The 14,225-nt window shown below is 62.2% G+C and carries 25 protein-coding genes; all 25 read left to right on the top strand.

Annotated features, from left to right (window positions below):
- Nucleotides 1–437: 437 nt before the first annotated feature.
- The 25 genes from rpsL (at nt 438) to rplO (ending at nt 14,202) form a co-directional block, all read left to right on the top strand.
- Entirely contained in the window at nt 438–809 is a 372-nt protein-coding gene (rpsL, locus tag AC1DYL_RS03745; protein WP_273957941.1) for a 30S ribosomal protein S12, read from the top strand.
- Between the two features lie 11 nt (nt 810–820).
- On the top strand, nt 821–1,291 hold the full coding sequence (gene rpsG / locus AC1DYL_RS03740; protein ID WP_069911349.1) for a 30S ribosomal protein S7: 471 nt from the start codon (nt 821–823) through the stop codon (nt 1,289–1,291).
- Between the two features lie 17 nt (nt 1,292–1,308).
- Nucleotides 1,309–3,399: an elongation factor G gene (gene fusA, locus AC1DYL_RS03735; RefSeq protein ID WP_477149286.1), complete on the top strand. Its 2,091-nt coding sequence runs from the start codon at nt 1,309–1,311 to the stop codon at nt 3,397–3,399.
- Nucleotides 3,400–3,479: 80 nt separating this feature from the next.
- Entirely contained in the window at nt 3,480–4,670 is a 1,191-nt protein-coding gene (gene tuf, locus AC1DYL_RS03730) for an elongation factor Tu (RefSeq protein WP_477149287.1), read from the top strand.
- Between the two features lie 73 nt (nt 4,671–4,743).
- The gene (rpsJ, locus tag AC1DYL_RS03725; protein WP_055049780.1) at nt 4,744–5,052 is read left to right on the top strand and encodes a 30S ribosomal protein S10; all 309 of its coding nucleotides are present in this window, start codon (nt 4,744–4,746) and stop codon (nt 5,050–5,052) included.
- An 86-nt stretch (nt 5,053–5,138) separates the two neighbouring features.
- On the top strand, nt 5,139–5,843 hold the full coding sequence (gene rplC / locus AC1DYL_RS03720) for a 50S ribosomal protein L3 (RefSeq protein WP_055877928.1): 705 nt from the start codon (nt 5,139–5,141) through the stop codon (nt 5,841–5,843).
- Nucleotides 5,843–6,463 carry a 50S ribosomal protein L4 gene (gene rplD / locus AC1DYL_RS03715; RefSeq protein WP_477172107.1) on the top strand — a complete coding sequence of 207 codons (621 nt, stop codon included), beginning with the start codon at nt 5,843–5,845 and terminating at the stop codon, nt 6,461–6,463. Before rplC ends, rplD begins: the two co-directional genes overlap by 1 nt.
- Nucleotides 6,460–6,753, top strand: coding sequence for a 50S ribosomal protein L23 (locus tag AC1DYL_RS03710; protein ID WP_477149289.1), 294 nt, complete (start codon nt 6,460–6,462; stop codon nt 6,751–6,753). The genes rplD and AC1DYL_RS03710 overlap by 4 nt, the downstream gene beginning before the upstream one ends.
- Before the next feature lie 14 nt (nt 6,754–6,767).
- Complete coding sequence (rplB, locus tag AC1DYL_RS03705) at nt 6,768–7,607, top strand: 50S ribosomal protein L2 (RefSeq protein ID WP_477149290.1); 840 nt, start codon at nt 6,768–6,770, stop codon at nt 7,605–7,607.
- Between the two features lie 3 nt (nt 7,608–7,610).
- A complete protein-coding gene (gene rpsS / locus AC1DYL_RS03700) occupies nt 7,611–7,889 on the top strand; it encodes a 30S ribosomal protein S19 (protein ID WP_477149291.1) in 279 nt (92 codons plus the stop codon).
- Nucleotide 7,890: 1 nt separating this feature from the next.
- Nucleotides 7,891–8,271: a 50S ribosomal protein L22 gene (rplV, locus tag AC1DYL_RS03695; RefSeq protein WP_055877918.1), complete on the top strand. Its 381-nt coding sequence runs from the start codon at nt 7,891–7,893 to the stop codon at nt 8,269–8,271.
- Complete coding sequence (gene rpsC, locus AC1DYL_RS03690) at nt 8,271–9,035, top strand: 30S ribosomal protein S3 (protein ID WP_477149292.1); 765 nt, start codon at nt 8,271–8,273, stop codon at nt 9,033–9,035. Before rplV ends, rpsC begins: the two co-directional genes overlap by 1 nt.
- A 16-nt stretch (nt 9,036–9,051) precedes the next feature.
- Nucleotides 9,052–9,465: a 50S ribosomal protein L16 gene (rplP, locus tag AC1DYL_RS03685; RefSeq protein WP_291307874.1), complete on the top strand. Its 414-nt coding sequence runs from the start codon at nt 9,052–9,054 to the stop codon at nt 9,463–9,465.
- 5 nt (nt 9,466–9,470) lie between these two features.
- Complete coding sequence (gene rpmC / locus AC1DYL_RS03680; protein WP_477149293.1) at nt 9,471–9,707, top strand: 50S ribosomal protein L29; 237 nt, start codon at nt 9,471–9,473, stop codon at nt 9,705–9,707.
- A gap of 10 nt (nt 9,708–9,717) precedes the next feature.
- The gene (gene rpsQ, locus AC1DYL_RS03675) at nt 9,718–9,951 is read left to right on the top strand and encodes a 30S ribosomal protein S17 (RefSeq protein WP_423067702.1); all 234 of its coding nucleotides are present in this window, start codon (nt 9,718–9,720) and stop codon (nt 9,949–9,951) included.
- A gap of 57 nt (nt 9,952–10,008) precedes the next feature.
- Entirely contained in the window at nt 10,009–10,377 is a 369-nt protein-coding gene (rplN, locus tag AC1DYL_RS03670) for a 50S ribosomal protein L14 (protein ID WP_055877905.1), read from the top strand.
- On the top strand, nt 10,377–10,691 hold the full coding sequence (gene rplX / locus AC1DYL_RS03665) for a 50S ribosomal protein L24 (RefSeq protein WP_477149294.1): 315 nt from the start codon (nt 10,377–10,379) through the stop codon (nt 10,689–10,691). The genes rplN and rplX overlap by 1 nt, the downstream gene beginning before the upstream one ends.
- On the top strand, nt 10,684–11,241 hold the full coding sequence (gene rplE, locus AC1DYL_RS03660; protein ID WP_477149295.1) for a 50S ribosomal protein L5: 558 nt from the start codon (nt 10,684–10,686) through the stop codon (nt 11,239–11,241). Before rplX ends, rplE begins: the two co-directional genes overlap by 8 nt.
- Nucleotides 11,242–11,262: 21 nt before the next feature.
- A complete protein-coding gene (gene rpsN / locus AC1DYL_RS03655; protein WP_055877897.1) occupies nt 11,263–11,568 on the top strand; it encodes a 30S ribosomal protein S14 in 306 nt (101 codons plus the stop codon).
- Between the two features lie 13 nt (nt 11,569–11,581).
- Nucleotides 11,582–11,980, top strand: a complete 399-nt coding sequence (gene rpsH, locus AC1DYL_RS03650; RefSeq protein ID WP_477149296.1) for a 30S ribosomal protein S8 — start codon at nt 11,582–11,584, stop codon at nt 11,978–11,980.
- 54 nt (nt 11,981–12,034) lie between these two features.
- Nucleotides 12,035–12,568, top strand: coding sequence for a 50S ribosomal protein L6 (gene rplF, locus AC1DYL_RS03645; protein ID WP_477149297.1), 534 nt, complete (start codon nt 12,035–12,037; stop codon nt 12,566–12,568).
- Between the two features lie 12 nt (nt 12,569–12,580).
- Nucleotides 12,581–12,943: a 50S ribosomal protein L18 gene (gene rplR / locus AC1DYL_RS03640; RefSeq protein ID WP_477149298.1), complete on the top strand. Its 363-nt coding sequence runs from the start codon at nt 12,581–12,583 to the stop codon at nt 12,941–12,943.
- 22 nt (nt 12,944–12,965) lie between these two features.
- The gene (gene rpsE / locus AC1DYL_RS03635; protein ID WP_055049088.1) at nt 12,966–13,493 is read left to right on the top strand and encodes a 30S ribosomal protein S5; all 528 of its coding nucleotides are present in this window, start codon (nt 12,966–12,968) and stop codon (nt 13,491–13,493) included.
- 22 nt (nt 13,494–13,515) lie between these two features.
- Nucleotides 13,516–13,704, top strand: a complete 189-nt coding sequence (gene rpmD / locus AC1DYL_RS03630; protein ID WP_055877885.1) for a 50S ribosomal protein L30 — start codon at nt 13,516–13,518, stop codon at nt 13,702–13,704.
- A gap of 12 nt (nt 13,705–13,716) precedes the next feature.
- On the top strand, nt 13,717–14,202 hold the full coding sequence (gene rplO, locus AC1DYL_RS03625) for a 50S ribosomal protein L15 (RefSeq protein WP_055877882.1): 486 nt from the start codon (nt 13,717–13,719) through the stop codon (nt 14,200–14,202).
- The last annotated feature ends 23 nt before the right edge of the window (nt 14,203–14,225 follow it).

Below are 14,225 nucleotides of genomic sequence, written 5' to 3'. Positions count from 1 at the left end.
AGGGGGATCCCTGAAAGTAGAGGAAAACCGCACGTCCGATCTGGTGCCAGCCATGCGTGCGCGGCAAGTTAGCTCTGCCCTCCGACCCCGTTCTCCTGGTGAACGGAAATTCCCCGGATTTCCGGCGGCGTGAGCATGATGTTCCGCTGAAAGAATCCTTGACGGGGGGACTCACTGCTCATATAGAGGCGCAACCTTAGCGGTCGGTCGTGAAGTTCACGCGGGTATCTGCCACCTTGTGCGGGCATCCAGGAACTTCAAACACATCGCCAAAGGCAAGAGACGACGACAAATCTTCGTGCGCATGAACGCCTGGTCAACAGCCGGGTGGTCCGCTGCAATAAGAGGCGCTGCTGCTCCGTTTTGGAGTGGATTTGGCGCCCCTTTGGTTTGCCATCGTCTTTCGCAACGAACTTCGGACCGATGGAAAGAGCGCAATGCCGACCATTAATCAGTTGATCCGCAAGCCTCGGGTATCCAAGCCCAAGCGGAACAAAGTACCGGCGATGGAAGCAAACCCGCAGAAGCGCGGCGTGTGCTCTCGCGTTTATACGACGACCCCGAAGAAGCCGAACTCGGCTCTCCGCAAGGTGGCGAAGGTCCGTCTGACCACTTCGCGTGAAGTCATTTCCTACATCCCCGGCGAGGGTCACAACCTGCAGGAACACTCCGTGGTGCTGATCCGCGGCGGTCGTGTTCGCGATCTGCCGGGTGTTCGCTATCACGTGCTGCGCGGCGTCCTCGACACCCAGTCGGTGAAGGATCGCAGGCAGCGCCGTTCGAAGTACGGCGCGAAGCGGCCGAAGTAAGGAGCATTTAGATGTCCCGTCGTCACTCCGCTGAAAAGCGCGTCGTCAATCCCGATCCGAAGTTCGGCGATCTCGTCGTCTCCAAGTTCATGAACTCGCTCATGAAGGACGGCAAGAAGTCGGCCGCCGAAGGCATCGTCTACGGCGCCTTCGATATCGTTCAGACCAAGCTGAAGCAGGATCCGATCGGCGTGTTCCACACCGCCCTCGACAACATCCGCCCGGCCGTCGAAGTCCGTTCGCGCCGCGTTGGTGGTGCGACCTATCAGGTCCCGGTCGAAGTCCGCACCGATCGTCAGCAGGCGCTGGCCATCCGCTGGCTCATCGAGTCTGCCCGCAAGCGTGGCGAGCACACCATGAAGGAACGCCTGTCGGGCGAGCTCATGGATGCCGTCAACGGTCGCGGCCAGGCCGTCAAGAAACGCGAAGACACGCACCGTATGGCTGACGCCAACCGTGCCTTCTCGCACTACCGCTGGTAACGGAAGGCTCGCTCAAGATGGCCCGCGAATACCCGATCAATCACTACCGTAACTTCGGCATCATGGCTCACATTGATGCTGGCAAGACGACCACGACCGAGCGTGTTCTCTACTACACCGGCAAGTCCCACAAGATCGGCGAAGTCCACGACGGCGCCGCGACCATGGACTGGATGGAGCAGGAGCAGGAGCGCGGCATCACCATCACGTCCGCCGCGACCACCACGTTCTGGAAGGGCCGTGACGGCACCCAGTACCGCTTCAATATCATCGACACGCCCGGCCACGTGGACTTCACCATCGAAGTCGAGCGCTCGCTCCGCGTGCTCGACGGTGCCATCGCGCTGCTCGACGGCAATCAGGGCGTCGAGCCGCAGACGGAAACCGTCTGGCGCCAGGCCGACAAGTACAACGTTCCGCGCCTGATCTTCGTCAACAAGATGGACAAGATCGGTGCCGATTTCTACTTCTGCCTCGATACGCTCGATAAGCGCCTCGGCATCAAGCCGGTTGTGATGCAGCTGCCGATCGGCGCCGAGAGCGATTTCCGCGGCGTCGTCGACCTGATCGAGATGAACGCGCTCGTCTGGCGCAACGAAGAGCTGGGCGCCCAGTGGGACGTCGTCGAGATCCCCGAGGACCTCAAGGCCAAGGCCGCTGAGTACCGCGAGAAGATGATCGAGACCGCCGTCGAGATGGACGATGCGGCCACCGAGGCTTACCTCAACGGCGAAATGCCTGATAACGACACGCTGCGCCGGCTGATCCGCAAGGGCACCTGCGAAGTGAAGCTGTATCCGGTGTTCTGTGGCTCGGCCTTCAAGAACAAGGGCGTGCAGCCGCTGCTGGATGGCGTTATCGACTTCCTGCCGGCTCCGACCGACATTCCTGCGATCCAGGGCATCGACGTCAAGACCGACAAGCCGATCGAGCGTCACGCGACCGACAACGAGCCGCTGTCGATGCTGGCCTTCAAGATCGCCAACGACCCGCACATGGGCTCGCTGACCTTCTGCCGCATCTACTCGGGTCACCTCGAGGCCGGTGCGATGCTCGAGAACACGGTCAAGGAAAAGAAGGAACGCGTCGGTCGCATGTTCCAGATGCACGCGAACTCTCGCGAGCAGATCAACGAAGCCTACGCTGGTGACATCGTCGCTATCGTTGGCCTCAAGGACACGACCACGGGCGACACGCTCTCGGATCCCAACAACAAGGTGATCCTCGAGCGCATGGAGTTCCCGGAGCCGGTCATCGACATCGCCGTGGAGCCCAAGTCCAAGGCCGACCAGGAGAAGATGGGCCTCGCCCTCGCTCGCCTGGCTGCCGAAGACCCGTCGTTCCGCGTCAAGACCGACGAAGAATCCGGCCAGACCATCATCTCGGGCATGGGCGAACTGCACCTCGACATTCTCGTCGATCGCATGCGCCGCGAGTTCAAGGTCGAGGCCAATATCGGTGCGCCGCAGGTGGCTTACCGTGAAGCGATCACCCGCAAGGTTGAGCACGACTACACGCACAAGAAGCAGTCTGGTGGTTCGGGCCAGTTCGCCCGCATCAAGTTCACGATCGAGCCGAATGAAGCCGGCAAGGGCTTCGAGTTCGTGTCCGCGATCGTGGGCGGCAACGTCCCCAAGGAATACGTCCCGGGCGTGCAGAAGGGTGTTTCGTCGGTCATGGGCTCCGGCCCGGTGATCGGCTTCCCGATCGTCGACGTGAAGTTCACGCTGACGGACGGTGCCTACCACGACGTCGACTCCTCGGTTCTCGCCTTCGAAATCGCTGGCCGCGCGGGTTTCCGCGAAGCCATCGAGAAGGCGGCTCCGAAGATCCTCGAGCCGGTCATGCGGGTTGAAGTTCTGACCCCGGAAGACTATGTGGGCGACGTCATCGGTGACCTGAATTCACGTCGCGGCCAGATCCGCGGCACTGAAGCCCGCGGTATTGCGCAGGTGATCGACGCCATGGTGCCTCTTGCCAACATGTTTGGCTACGTGAACTCGCTCCGCTCGATGAGCCAGGGGCGCGCTCAGTACACCATGACTTTCGACCACTACGAGCAGGTCCCGCAGGCGGTCGCCACCGAAGTCCAGGCAAAGTACGCTTAACGTTTACCCGCTAAGCAACCGCTTGAAATAGAAACTGAAAACTCACGTCGGCTGTTGGCTGACGCATACGGAGAGAAGCGATGGGCAAGGAAAAGTTTTCCCGCAATAAGCCTCACTGCAACATCGGCACCATCGGTCACGTCGACCATGGCAAGACCTCGCTGACCGCAGCGATCACGAAGGTTTTGGCTGAGACCGGTGGCGCGACCTTCAAGGCGTACGACCAGATCGACGCAGCACCGGAAGAGAAGGCCCGCGGGATCACGATCAACACCGCGCACGTCGAGTACGAGACGACCAACCGTCACTACGCTCACGTCGACTGCCCGGGCCACGCCGACTATGTGAAGAACATGATCACCGGCGCGGCCCAGATGGACGGCGCGATCCTGGTCGTGTCGGCTGCCGACGGCCCGATGCCGCAGACCCGCGAGCACATCCTGCTCGCCCGTCAGGTTGGCGTGCCGGCCCTCGTGGTGTTCCTCAACAAGTGTGACATGGTCGACGATCCGGAGCTCCTCGAGCTCGTGGAACTCGAGGTTCGCGAACTGCTGTCGTCCTACGAATTCCCGGGCGACGACGTTCCGATCATCAAGGGCTCGGCCACCGAAGCTCTGAACGATGGTGACAAGAAGCTCGGCCACGACGCCGTTCTCGAGCTGATGGCCGCTGTCGACGCCTACATCCCGCAGCCGGCTCGTCCGATCGACCAGCCGTTCCTGATGCCGATCGAAGACGTGTTCTCGATCTCTGGCCGTGGCACCGTGGTGACCGGCCGTGTCGAGCGCGGCATCGTGAAGGTGGGTGAGGAAGTCGAGATCGTCGGCATCAAGGCGACCCAGAAGACGACCGTGACCGGCGTTGAGATGTTCCGCAAGCTGCTCGATCAGGGCCAGGCTGGCGACAACATCGGCGCGCTGATCCGTGGTATCGACCGCACTCAGGTTGAGCGCGGCCAGGTCCTCTGCAAGCCCGGTTCCGTGACCCCGCACACCGACTTCGTTGCTGAGGCCTATATCCTCACCAAGGAAGAAGGCGGCCGTCACACTCCGTTCTTCGCCAACTACCGTCCGCAGTTCTACTTCCGCACCACCGACGTGACCGGTGTGGTTACCCTGCCGGAAGGCACCGAGATGGTGATGCCGGGCGACAACGTGAATATCTCCGTTCAGCTGATCGTGCCGATCGCCATGGAAGAGAAGCTCCGCTTCGCTATCCGTGAGGGTGGCCGTACCGTCGGTTCGGGCGTCGTCGCCAAGATCCTGAAATAAGACCTGGTAATCCAGGGCGCGGCGCGCCGCTACAAACAGCGCGCCGCGTTCCATTTTTCGCTGGGAAAGCAAGATGAACGGTCAAAACATTCGCATCCGGCTCAAAGCCTTTGACCACCGTGTGCTCGACACCTCCACTCGGGAGATCGTGAACACGGCCAAGCGCACGGGTGCGCAGGTGCGCGGGCCGATCCCGCTGCCCACACAGATTGAGAAGTTTACGGTCAACCGGTCGCCTCACATCGACAAGAAGAGCCGCGAGCAGTTCGAGATCCGGACGCACAAGCGTCTCCTCGACATCGTGGATCCGACCCCGCAGACCGTTGATGCTCTGATGAAGCTCGATCTCGCCGCCGGCGTCGACGTCGAAATCAAGCTCTGAGTAACTGAGTTTTCGCGCTGACCATCCAAAGGGTCCTCTTGGACACAATGACCCGGTCAAGCGCCAAAGAGAGAAGGTAACAACCGATGCGTTCTGGTTTGATCGCACAGAAGCTGGGCATGACCCGCCTGTTCTTGGATGATGGCACACACGTCCCCGTGACCGTGCTCGATCTCAAGAACTGCCAGGTCGTGGGTCAGCGCACGCAGGAGAAGGACGGCTATACCGCCCTCCAGCTCGGCGCTGGCACCGTTAAGGCGAAGAACGTCACCAAGGCGGAGCGCGGCCAGTTCGCCGTCGCCAAGGTCGAGCCCAAGCGTCAGGTAACTGAGTTTCGTGTCGATCCTGCGAACCTCATCGAAGTCGGTGCCACCATGCAGGCGGACCACTTCGTCGAAGGTCAGCTGGTCGACGTGACCGGTACCTCGATCGGTAAGGGTTTCGCCGGCGGCATGAAGCGCTGGAACTTCGGTGGTCTGCGTGCCACGCACGGCGTGTCCGTGTCGCACCGCTCGCACGGTTCTACCGGCCAGCGCCAGGACCCCGGCAAGGTGTTCAAGGGCAAGAAGATGGCCGGCCACATGGGCGACCGTCGTGTCACCACCCAGAACCTGAAGGTCGTGCGCACCGATGTGGAGCGCGGGCTGATCATGGTCGAGGGCGCTGTCCCGGGTGCCAAGGGCGCCTGGATCCAGATCAAGGACGCGGTCAAGAAGGCCGCTCCGAAGGGCGCAGCTGTGCCCGGTTCGTTCAAGGCGGCTGTCGCAGCCGTGGCCGAGGAGGCGAAATAATGGAACTCCAGGTCACAACTCTGGACGGCAAGGCCGACGGTTCGGTCACTCTGAAGGACGAGATCTTCGGTCTTGAAGTCCGCCAGGACATCCTGCACCGCATGGTCCGTTACCAGCAGCTCAAGGCGATGGCCGGCACCCACAAGGTGAAGCACCGCTCCGAGATCGCTTACACTTCGAAGAAGTCGGTCAAGCAGAAGGGCTCGGGCGGCGCTCGTCACGGCGCCAAGTCTGCTCCGCAGTTCCGCGGCGGCGGCCGGGCCTTTGGTCCCGAGCCCCGCAGCCATGCGATCGAGCTGCCCAAGAAGGTCCGCGCCCTGGCCCTGAAGCATGCGCTTTCGGCCAAGGCCAAGGCTGGCGAACTGGTCGTCGTTCCGACCGTCGCCACCAAGGAGCCCAAGACCGCCCAGCTGGTTGCCAAGTTTGGCAAGCTGGAATGGTCGAGCGCTCTGATCATCGACGGCGCCGAGGTGGACAAGAATTTCGCCAACGCGGCGCGCAACATTCCGCAGATCGACGTGCTGCCGGTGCAGGGGATCAATGTCGCTGACATTCTCCGTCGCCATAAGCTCGTTCTGACCAAAGCAGCGCTCGAAGCGCTCGAGGCCCGGTTCGCATGAGCAAGTTCAGCAACTACGACGTGATCCGTAACCCGGTCGTCACCGAAAAGTCGACCATGGCGTCCGAGCACAGCCAGGTCGTCTTCGACGTCGCGATCGATGCCACCAAGGCCGACATCAAAGCCGCCGTCGAGGCGCTCTTCTCGGTCAAGGTCAAGGCGGTCAACACCCTCGTCCGCAAGGGCAAGGTGAAGCGTTTCCGGCAGGAACTTGGCACCCGCAAGGACGTCAAGAAGGCCATTGTCACCCTGGCCGAAGGCCAGTCGATCGATATTTCGACCGGCATCTGAGGGGAGAGAGAAGAATGGGTCTAAAAACTTACAATCCGACCTCTCCGGGCCGCCGCCAGCTCATCACGACCGATCGGTCGGAGCTGTGGAAGGGCAAGCCGGTCAAGTCGCTGACCGAAGGTCTGAACCAGTCCGGCGGCCGTAACAACGCCGGCCGTATCACCGCGTACCATCGCGGCGGCGGTCACAAGCGTTCGTACCGTATGGTCGACTTCCGCCGCGTTCGTTTCGACGAAGTGGCGACTGTCGAGCGTCTCGAGTACGATCCGAACCGCACGGCCTGGATCGCGCTGATCAAGTACGCCGACGGCGAGCTTGCCTACATCATCGCGCCGCAGCGTCTGGCTGCCGGCGACAAGGTGATCTCCACGCTCGGCACCGCCGACGTGAAGCCGGGCAATGCCATGCCGCTCGAGCGCATGCCGGTCGGCACCATCGTCCACAACGTCGAGATGAAGCCCCGCAAGGGCGGTCAGATCGCTCGTTCGGCCGGTGCCTACGCACAGTATGTCGGCCGCGACGCCGGTTGGGCGATCCTTCGCCTCAACTCGGGCGAGCAGCGCCGGGTCCACGGCTCGTGCCTCGCCACTGTCGGCGCGGTGTCGAACCAGGATCACTCGAACACCTCGATCGGCAAGGCCGGTCGTAACCGCTGGCTCGGCCGCAAGCCGGTCAACCGCGGTGTGACCATGAACCCGGTCGATCACCCGCATGGTGGTGGTGAAGGCCGTACCTCGGGTGGCCGTCACCCGGTGAGCCCGTGGGGCAAGCCGACCAAGGGCAAGAAGACCCGTTCCAACAAGTCGACGGACAAGTTCATCGTCCGCTCGCGTCACGTGAAGAAGGGCCGCTAAGCCATGTCGCGTTCAGTCTGGAAAGGCCCGTTCGTCGATGGCTATCTGCTCAAGAAGGCAGAGACCAGCCGTTCGAGCGGCCGCAACGAAGTCATCAAGATCTGGAGCCGTCGTTCCACGATCCTGCCGCAGTTCGTCGGTCTGACCTTCGGCGTTCACAATGGCCACAAGCACGTGCCGGTGAACGTCCAGGAAGAAATGATCGGCCACAAGTTTGGCGAGTTCGCGCCGACCCGTACCTACTACGGTCACGCGGCCGACAAGAAGGCCAAGAGGAAGTAACATGGGCAAGCCGAAAACTCAGCGGTCGCTCAAGGACAACGAGGCCAAGGCGGTTCTCCGCATGCTTCGCACCTCGGGCATCAAGCTCAACCTCGTGGCTGCGATGATCCGCGGCAAGAAGGTCGACAAGGCTCTCGCCGAGCTGACCTTCTCGCGCAAGCGTATCGCCGGCTCGGTCAAGAAGACGCTCGAGAGCGCCATCGCGAACGCCGAAAACAATCACGGTCTCGACCCGGACAGCCTGGTTGTTGCCGAGTGCTATGTCGGTGACTCGCTGGTGATGAAGCGCTTCATGGCCCGTGGCCGTGGTCACGCTGCCCGCATGGAGCGCCCGTTCTCGAACCTCACCATTGTGGTTCGCCAAGTTGAGGAGACCGCATAATGGGTCAGAAGATCAACCCGATCGGTCTGCGCCTCGGCATCAACCGCACCTGGGATTCGCGTTGGTACGCGAACAAAGGTGAGTACGGTAACCTGCTGCAGGAAGACCTGAAGATCCGTGCGACGCTGCTCGAAGATCTCAAGCAGGCCGCGGTCTCGAAGATCGTCATCGAGCGTCCGCACCGCAAGTGCCGCGTGTCGATCCACACTGCCCGTCCGGGCATCGTGATCGGCAAGAAGGGCGCTGACATCGACAAGATCCGCGCCAAGGTGAAGCAGTTCACCGACAGCGAAGTGCACATCAACATCGTTGAAGTGCGCAAACCCGAGACCGATGCGAACCTCGTCGCGCAGGGCATTGCCCAGCAGCTCGAGCGTCGCGTGGCGTTCCGTCGTGCGATGAAGCGTGCAGTGCAGACGGCGATCCGTATGGGCGCCGGCGGCATCCGGGTGAACGTGGGCGGCCGTCTCGGCGGCGCCGACATCGCCCGCACCGAGTGGTACCGCGAAGGTCGCGTGCCGCTGCACACGCTGCGCGCCGACATCGACTACGGCACTGCCGAAGCGAAGACCACCTACGGCATCATCGGCATCAAGGTGTGGGTCTTCAAGGGCGAAGTCCTTGAGCACGATCCGTCCGCTCACGAGCGTCGCGCCACTGAAGGCGGCGGTTCGAACGAGGGCGGTCAGCGTCGCGAGCGTTCCGATCGGGACGAGCGCGGTGATCGTGGCGGTCGCGATCGCGATCGCGCGCCGGCGAACTGAGAAGGCATAGACAAAAATGCTGCAACCAAAACGTACCAAGTTCCGCAAGGCGCATAAGGGCCGCATCCATGGCAATGCTAAGGGTGGCACGGACCTGGCCTTCGGTCAGTTCGGCCTGAAGTCCCAGGAGCCCGAGCGCGTTACGGCTCGCCAGATCGAAGCGGCCCGCCGCGCGATCACCCGCGAGATGAAGCGCGCCGGCCGCGTCTGGATCCGTGTCTTCCCGGACCTGCCGGTTTCCAAGAAGCCGACCGAAGTTCGTATGGGTAAGGGCAAGGGTTCGGTTGAATTCTGGGCCGCCCGCGTCAAGCCCGGTCGTATCCTGTTCGAAATCGACGGCGTCCCCGAGGACGTCGCCAAGGAAGCCTTGCGCCTCGGCGCGATGAAGCTTCCGATCATCACGCGGGTCGTCACCCGCATTGCGGATTGATCGCCATGGCACGTGCACCCAAGAAGAAGATCGAGGCCAAGGGCAGTGGCCACACCGCCAACCTCCGGGCCAATACCCCGGATGAGCTGAAGGATCAGCTGCTCAGCCTGAAGAAAGAGCAGTTCAACCTGCGGTTCCAGCGCGCTACCCAGCAGCTGGAAAAGCCGACCGAGGTCAAGAAAGTCCGCCGCGAAATCGCGCGGGTGAAGACGATCCTCGGCGAAAAAGCCGCGGCGAAGTAAGGAGCAACCGATGCCCAAGCGCGTATTGCAGGGGACCGTGGTCTCCGACACCAACGAGAAGACCGTGGTGGTGCGGGTTGACCGCGCCTTTACCCACCCGGTGATGAAGAAGACCGTGCGCCGGTCCAAGAAGTACCACGCTCACGACGAGGCCAATGCGGCCAAGGTCGGGGACGTCGTCTGGATCGAAGAATCGGCGCCGATTTCGAAGAACAAGCGTTGGGTCCTCAAGCCCTCCGCGTAACCGGAATTTAGGGCTCGCCGTGTAGGCAGACCCCGAAACTGAAAAAGGCATCAAGCCATGATCCAGATGCAGTCCAATCTCGACGTTGCCGATAATTCCGGCGCGCGTCGTGTCATGTGCATCAAGGTACTCGGCGGTTCGCACCGCAAGTACGCCTCGGTGGGCGATATCATTGTTGTCTCGGTCAAGGACGCGATCCCGCGTGGCCGCGTCAAGAAGGGCCAGGTGATGAAGGCCGTCGTTGTGCGCACCGCATTCCCGGTTCGCCGCGCCGATGGCACCGTCATCCGCTTCGACCGCAACGCCGCCGTCCTGATCAATAACCAGGCCGAGCCGATCGGTACCCGTATCTTCGGGCCGGTGCCGCGCGAGCTGCGTTCCAAGAACCACATGAAGATCATTTCGCTTGCGCCGGAGGTGTTGTGATGGCGGCCAAGATTAAGAAGGGCGACAAGGTCGTCATTCTGACCGGCAAGGACAAGGGCAAGACCGGGCAGGTCACCCAGGTGTTCCCGGAGGCCACCAAGGCCACCGTGCAGGGGCTCAACCTCGTGCGCCGTCACACCAAGCAGACCGCGAGCCAGGATGCGGGCATCTTCACCAAGGAAGCCCCGATCCACCTGAGCAACCTCGCGATCGTCGATGCGAACGGCAAGCCGTCGCGCGTCGGTTTCAAGATCAACGCCGACGGCACCAAGGTGCGCGTCGCCAAGTCGACCGGGGACACGATCGATGGCTGACACCGTCTATATCCCGCGTCTCCGTACCGAGTACGACGAGACCATCAAGGCGAACCTGATCAAAGAGTTCGGCTACAAGAACGTCATGCAGGCTCCCAAGCTCGACAAGATCGTGCTGAACATGGGTGTCGGCGAGGCGGTGAACGACACCAAGAAGGTGAAGTCGGCGGCTGCTGATCTCGAGAAGATCGCTGGCCAGAAGCCCGTCATCACCCACGCTCGCAAGTCGATCGCCGGCTTCAAGGTCCGCGAAGAGATGCCGCTCGGCGTAAAGGTGACGCTCCGCAAGGCCCGCATGTACGAGTTCCTGGACCGCCTGGTGAACATCGCTCTGCCTCGCGTTCGTGACTTCCGCGGGCTGAACCCGAATTCGTTCGATGGCCGTGGCAACTACGCCATGGGCATCAAGGAACACATCATCTTCCCCGAGATCAACTTCGATCAGATCGATCAGACCTGGGGCATGGATATCATCGTGTGCACGACCGCGCGCACCGACGACGAAGCCCGGGCGCTGCTCAAGGCTTTCAATTTCCCCTTCCGGCAGTAACGGAAGAGAGAAGGACGAGACATGGCAAAGACCAGCTCCATCGAAAAGAACAACAAGCGCAAGCGCCTTGCCAAGCAGCTGGGTCCCAAGCGGGCCAAGCTCAAGGCAGTCGTGATGAACCAGAGCGTTTCGCTCGAGGAACGCTTCGCCGCGCAGCTCAAGCTTGCCGCGCTGCCGCGTAACTCGGCCGAGAACCGCGTGCACAACCGCTGCGAGCTCACGGGTCGTCCGCGTGGCTACTATCGCAAGCTCAAGCTCAGCCGTATTGCCCTGCGTCAGCTCGGCAACCTCGGGCTGATCCCGGGCCTTGTGAAGTCGAGCTGGTAAGGAGACAGACGCTATGAGCCTTACTGATCCGATCGGCGATATGCTGACCCGCATCCGCAACGCGCAGATGCGCCGTCGCGATGTCGTCCAGACTCCCGCTTCCACCCTGCGTGGCCGCGTGCTCGACGTGCTGAAGTCGGAAGGCTTCATCCGCGGCTACTCGGAAAGCAAAATGGACAACGGCGTTGCCCAGTTCGACATCGAGCTGAAGTACTCCGACAATACCCCGGTGATCCGGACCATCGAGCGCGTCTCGCGTCCCGGTCGCCGTGTCTATGCGTCGGTCAAGAATATCCCCTCGGTCGCGAATGGCCTTGGCGTGTCGATCCTTTCGACCCCCAAGGGCGTGATGGCCGATCATGAAGCAAAAGCCCAGAACCTGGGTGGCGAGGTACTCTGCCGCGTCTTCTAAGGCTCACGCCTTGAAGCCGTCGGTGTGACGATTACTCCGAAGGAAGTAGAAAGAATGTCCCGTACAGGCAAAAAGCCGATTGCTCCGGTCAGTGGCGTCACCGTCACGATCAGCGATCGCAAGGTCACCGCAAAGGGGCCGAAGGGCGAGCAGGCGCTGACGCTCATGGATATCGTGAACGCCAAGCAGACCGATGACGGCATCGTCATCGAGCCCGCCAACGAGAGCAAGGAAGCTCGGGCTGCCTGGGGGACCACCCGCGCGCTGATCAACAATATGGTGATCGGCGTCAGCGCGGGCTTCGAGAAGAAGCTGCAGATCCAGGGCGTTGGTTATCGCGCCGCCATGCAGGGCAAGGATCTGAAGCTGTCGCTCGGTTTCAGCCACGAAGTGGTGTTCCAGACTCCGGCTGGCATCACCATCGCGGCGCCGACGCAGACCGAAGTCGTTATCACCGGCTCGGACAAGCAGCAGGTTGGCCAGGTGGCCGCCGACATTCGCGGTTGGCGTCCGCCGGAGCCCTACAAGGGCAAGGGCGTGCGTTATGTGGGCGAGTACATCGCCCGCAAAGAAGGCAAGAAGAAGTAAGGAGCGCACGAGATGCCCATCAGCCTCAAAGGTGCGGACCGCCGCAAGGCCCGAGTTCGCAAGGCGCTCAAGGCCAATTCGAATGGCCGCCCGCGTCTGTCCGTGCACCGCTCGGACAAAAATATCTACGCCCAGATCATCGATGATGCGTCCGGCCGCACGCTTGCTGCCGCTTCGACCATCGACAAGGACGTCAAGGCCAAGGTCAAGAACGGCTCGACCGCCGAGGCCGCAGCCACTGTCGGCAAGCTGATTGCCGAGCGTGGCCTCGCTGCCAAGGTGTCGACGGTCGTGTTCGATCGTGGTGCCTACCTCTACCATGGCCGCGTTAAGGCCCTGGGTGATGCGGCCCGCGAAGGCGGCCTGCAGTTCTGATCCGGCGACAAAGGAAAATTCGATGAGAGACGTTCAAGAGCGCGATAGCGAATTCGTCGACCGGCTGGTGCACATCAACCGTGTCGCCAAGGTTGTGAAGGGTGGCCGTCGTTTCGGTTTCGCTGCCCTCGTGGTGGTTGGTGATCAGAAGGGCCGCGTTGGCTTTGGTCACGGCAAGGCGCGTGAAGTGCCCGAGGCCATCCGCAAGGCGACCGAGCAGGCTAAGCGCCAGATGATCCGCGTTCCGCTGCGCGATGCCCGTACGCTGCACCACGATGTGGTCGGCCACCACGGCGCCGGCAAGGTCATCCTGCGTGCCGCCGTTCCCGGTACCGGCATCATCGCCGGCGGCCCGATGCGCGCCGTGTTCGAGACCCTCGGGGTCAACGACATCGTGGCGAAGTCGCAGGGCACCGCCAATCCCTACAACATGGTGCGGGCCACCTTCGATGCGCTGAAGCGCGTTGATAGCCCGCGTTCGGTCGCCGCCCGCCGCGGCCTGAAGGTCTCGGACCTGCAGGCTCGCCGTGGCGAGACCGTCGAAGCCTGATTAGGGCTTGGGAGTTAGAACTATGGCCGACAAGACCGTCACCATCGAGCAGATCGCCAGCCCGACGCGCCGTCCGCAGGACCAGCGCGCCACCCTCATCGGTTTGGGGCTCAACAAGATCCGCAAGCAGTCGACCCTCAAGGACACCCCCGAGGTCCGCGGCATGATCCGTAAGATCCCGCACCTCGTGCGCGTCGTCGACGCCAAATAAGGAACGAGAACAATGACTCGTTTGAATGAACTCCGGGACAACCCGGGCGCCAACAAGAAGCGCGTACGCGTCGGTCGTGGTATCGGCTCGGGCGTCGGCAAGACCGGTGGTCGCGGCGGCAAGGGCCAGACGGCTCGTTCCGGCGTAGCCATCAACGGCTTCGAAGGCGGCCAGATGCCCCTTCACATGCGTATGCCGAAGCGCGGCTTCAACGCTCTGAATCCCAAGAAGTGGAACCAGCTGCGTATCGACCGCATCCAGAACTACATCGACAGCGGCAAGCTGGACATCAAGGGCGTGGTCGATGCGGCCGCTCTCGTGAAGGCCGGCGTGATCCGCCGCGAGCTCGATGGCGTTCGTCTGATCGGCAGCTCCGGTTTCACGGCCAAGAAGGTGACCTTCAAGGTTGCTCACGCGACCAAGGGTGCCCTCGCTGCTATTGAAGCAGCCGGCGGCAAGGTCGATATGCCTCAGGCAGAAGTGAAGGCTGACGCCTAAGAGCGCCTGGCCCCATTCTAAAG

The organism is Devosia sp. P1_H9 (assembly GCF_056405135.1).
Note: the sequence above shows the minus strand (reverse complement) of the source record. Positions and strands in the feature narration are given on the sequence as shown.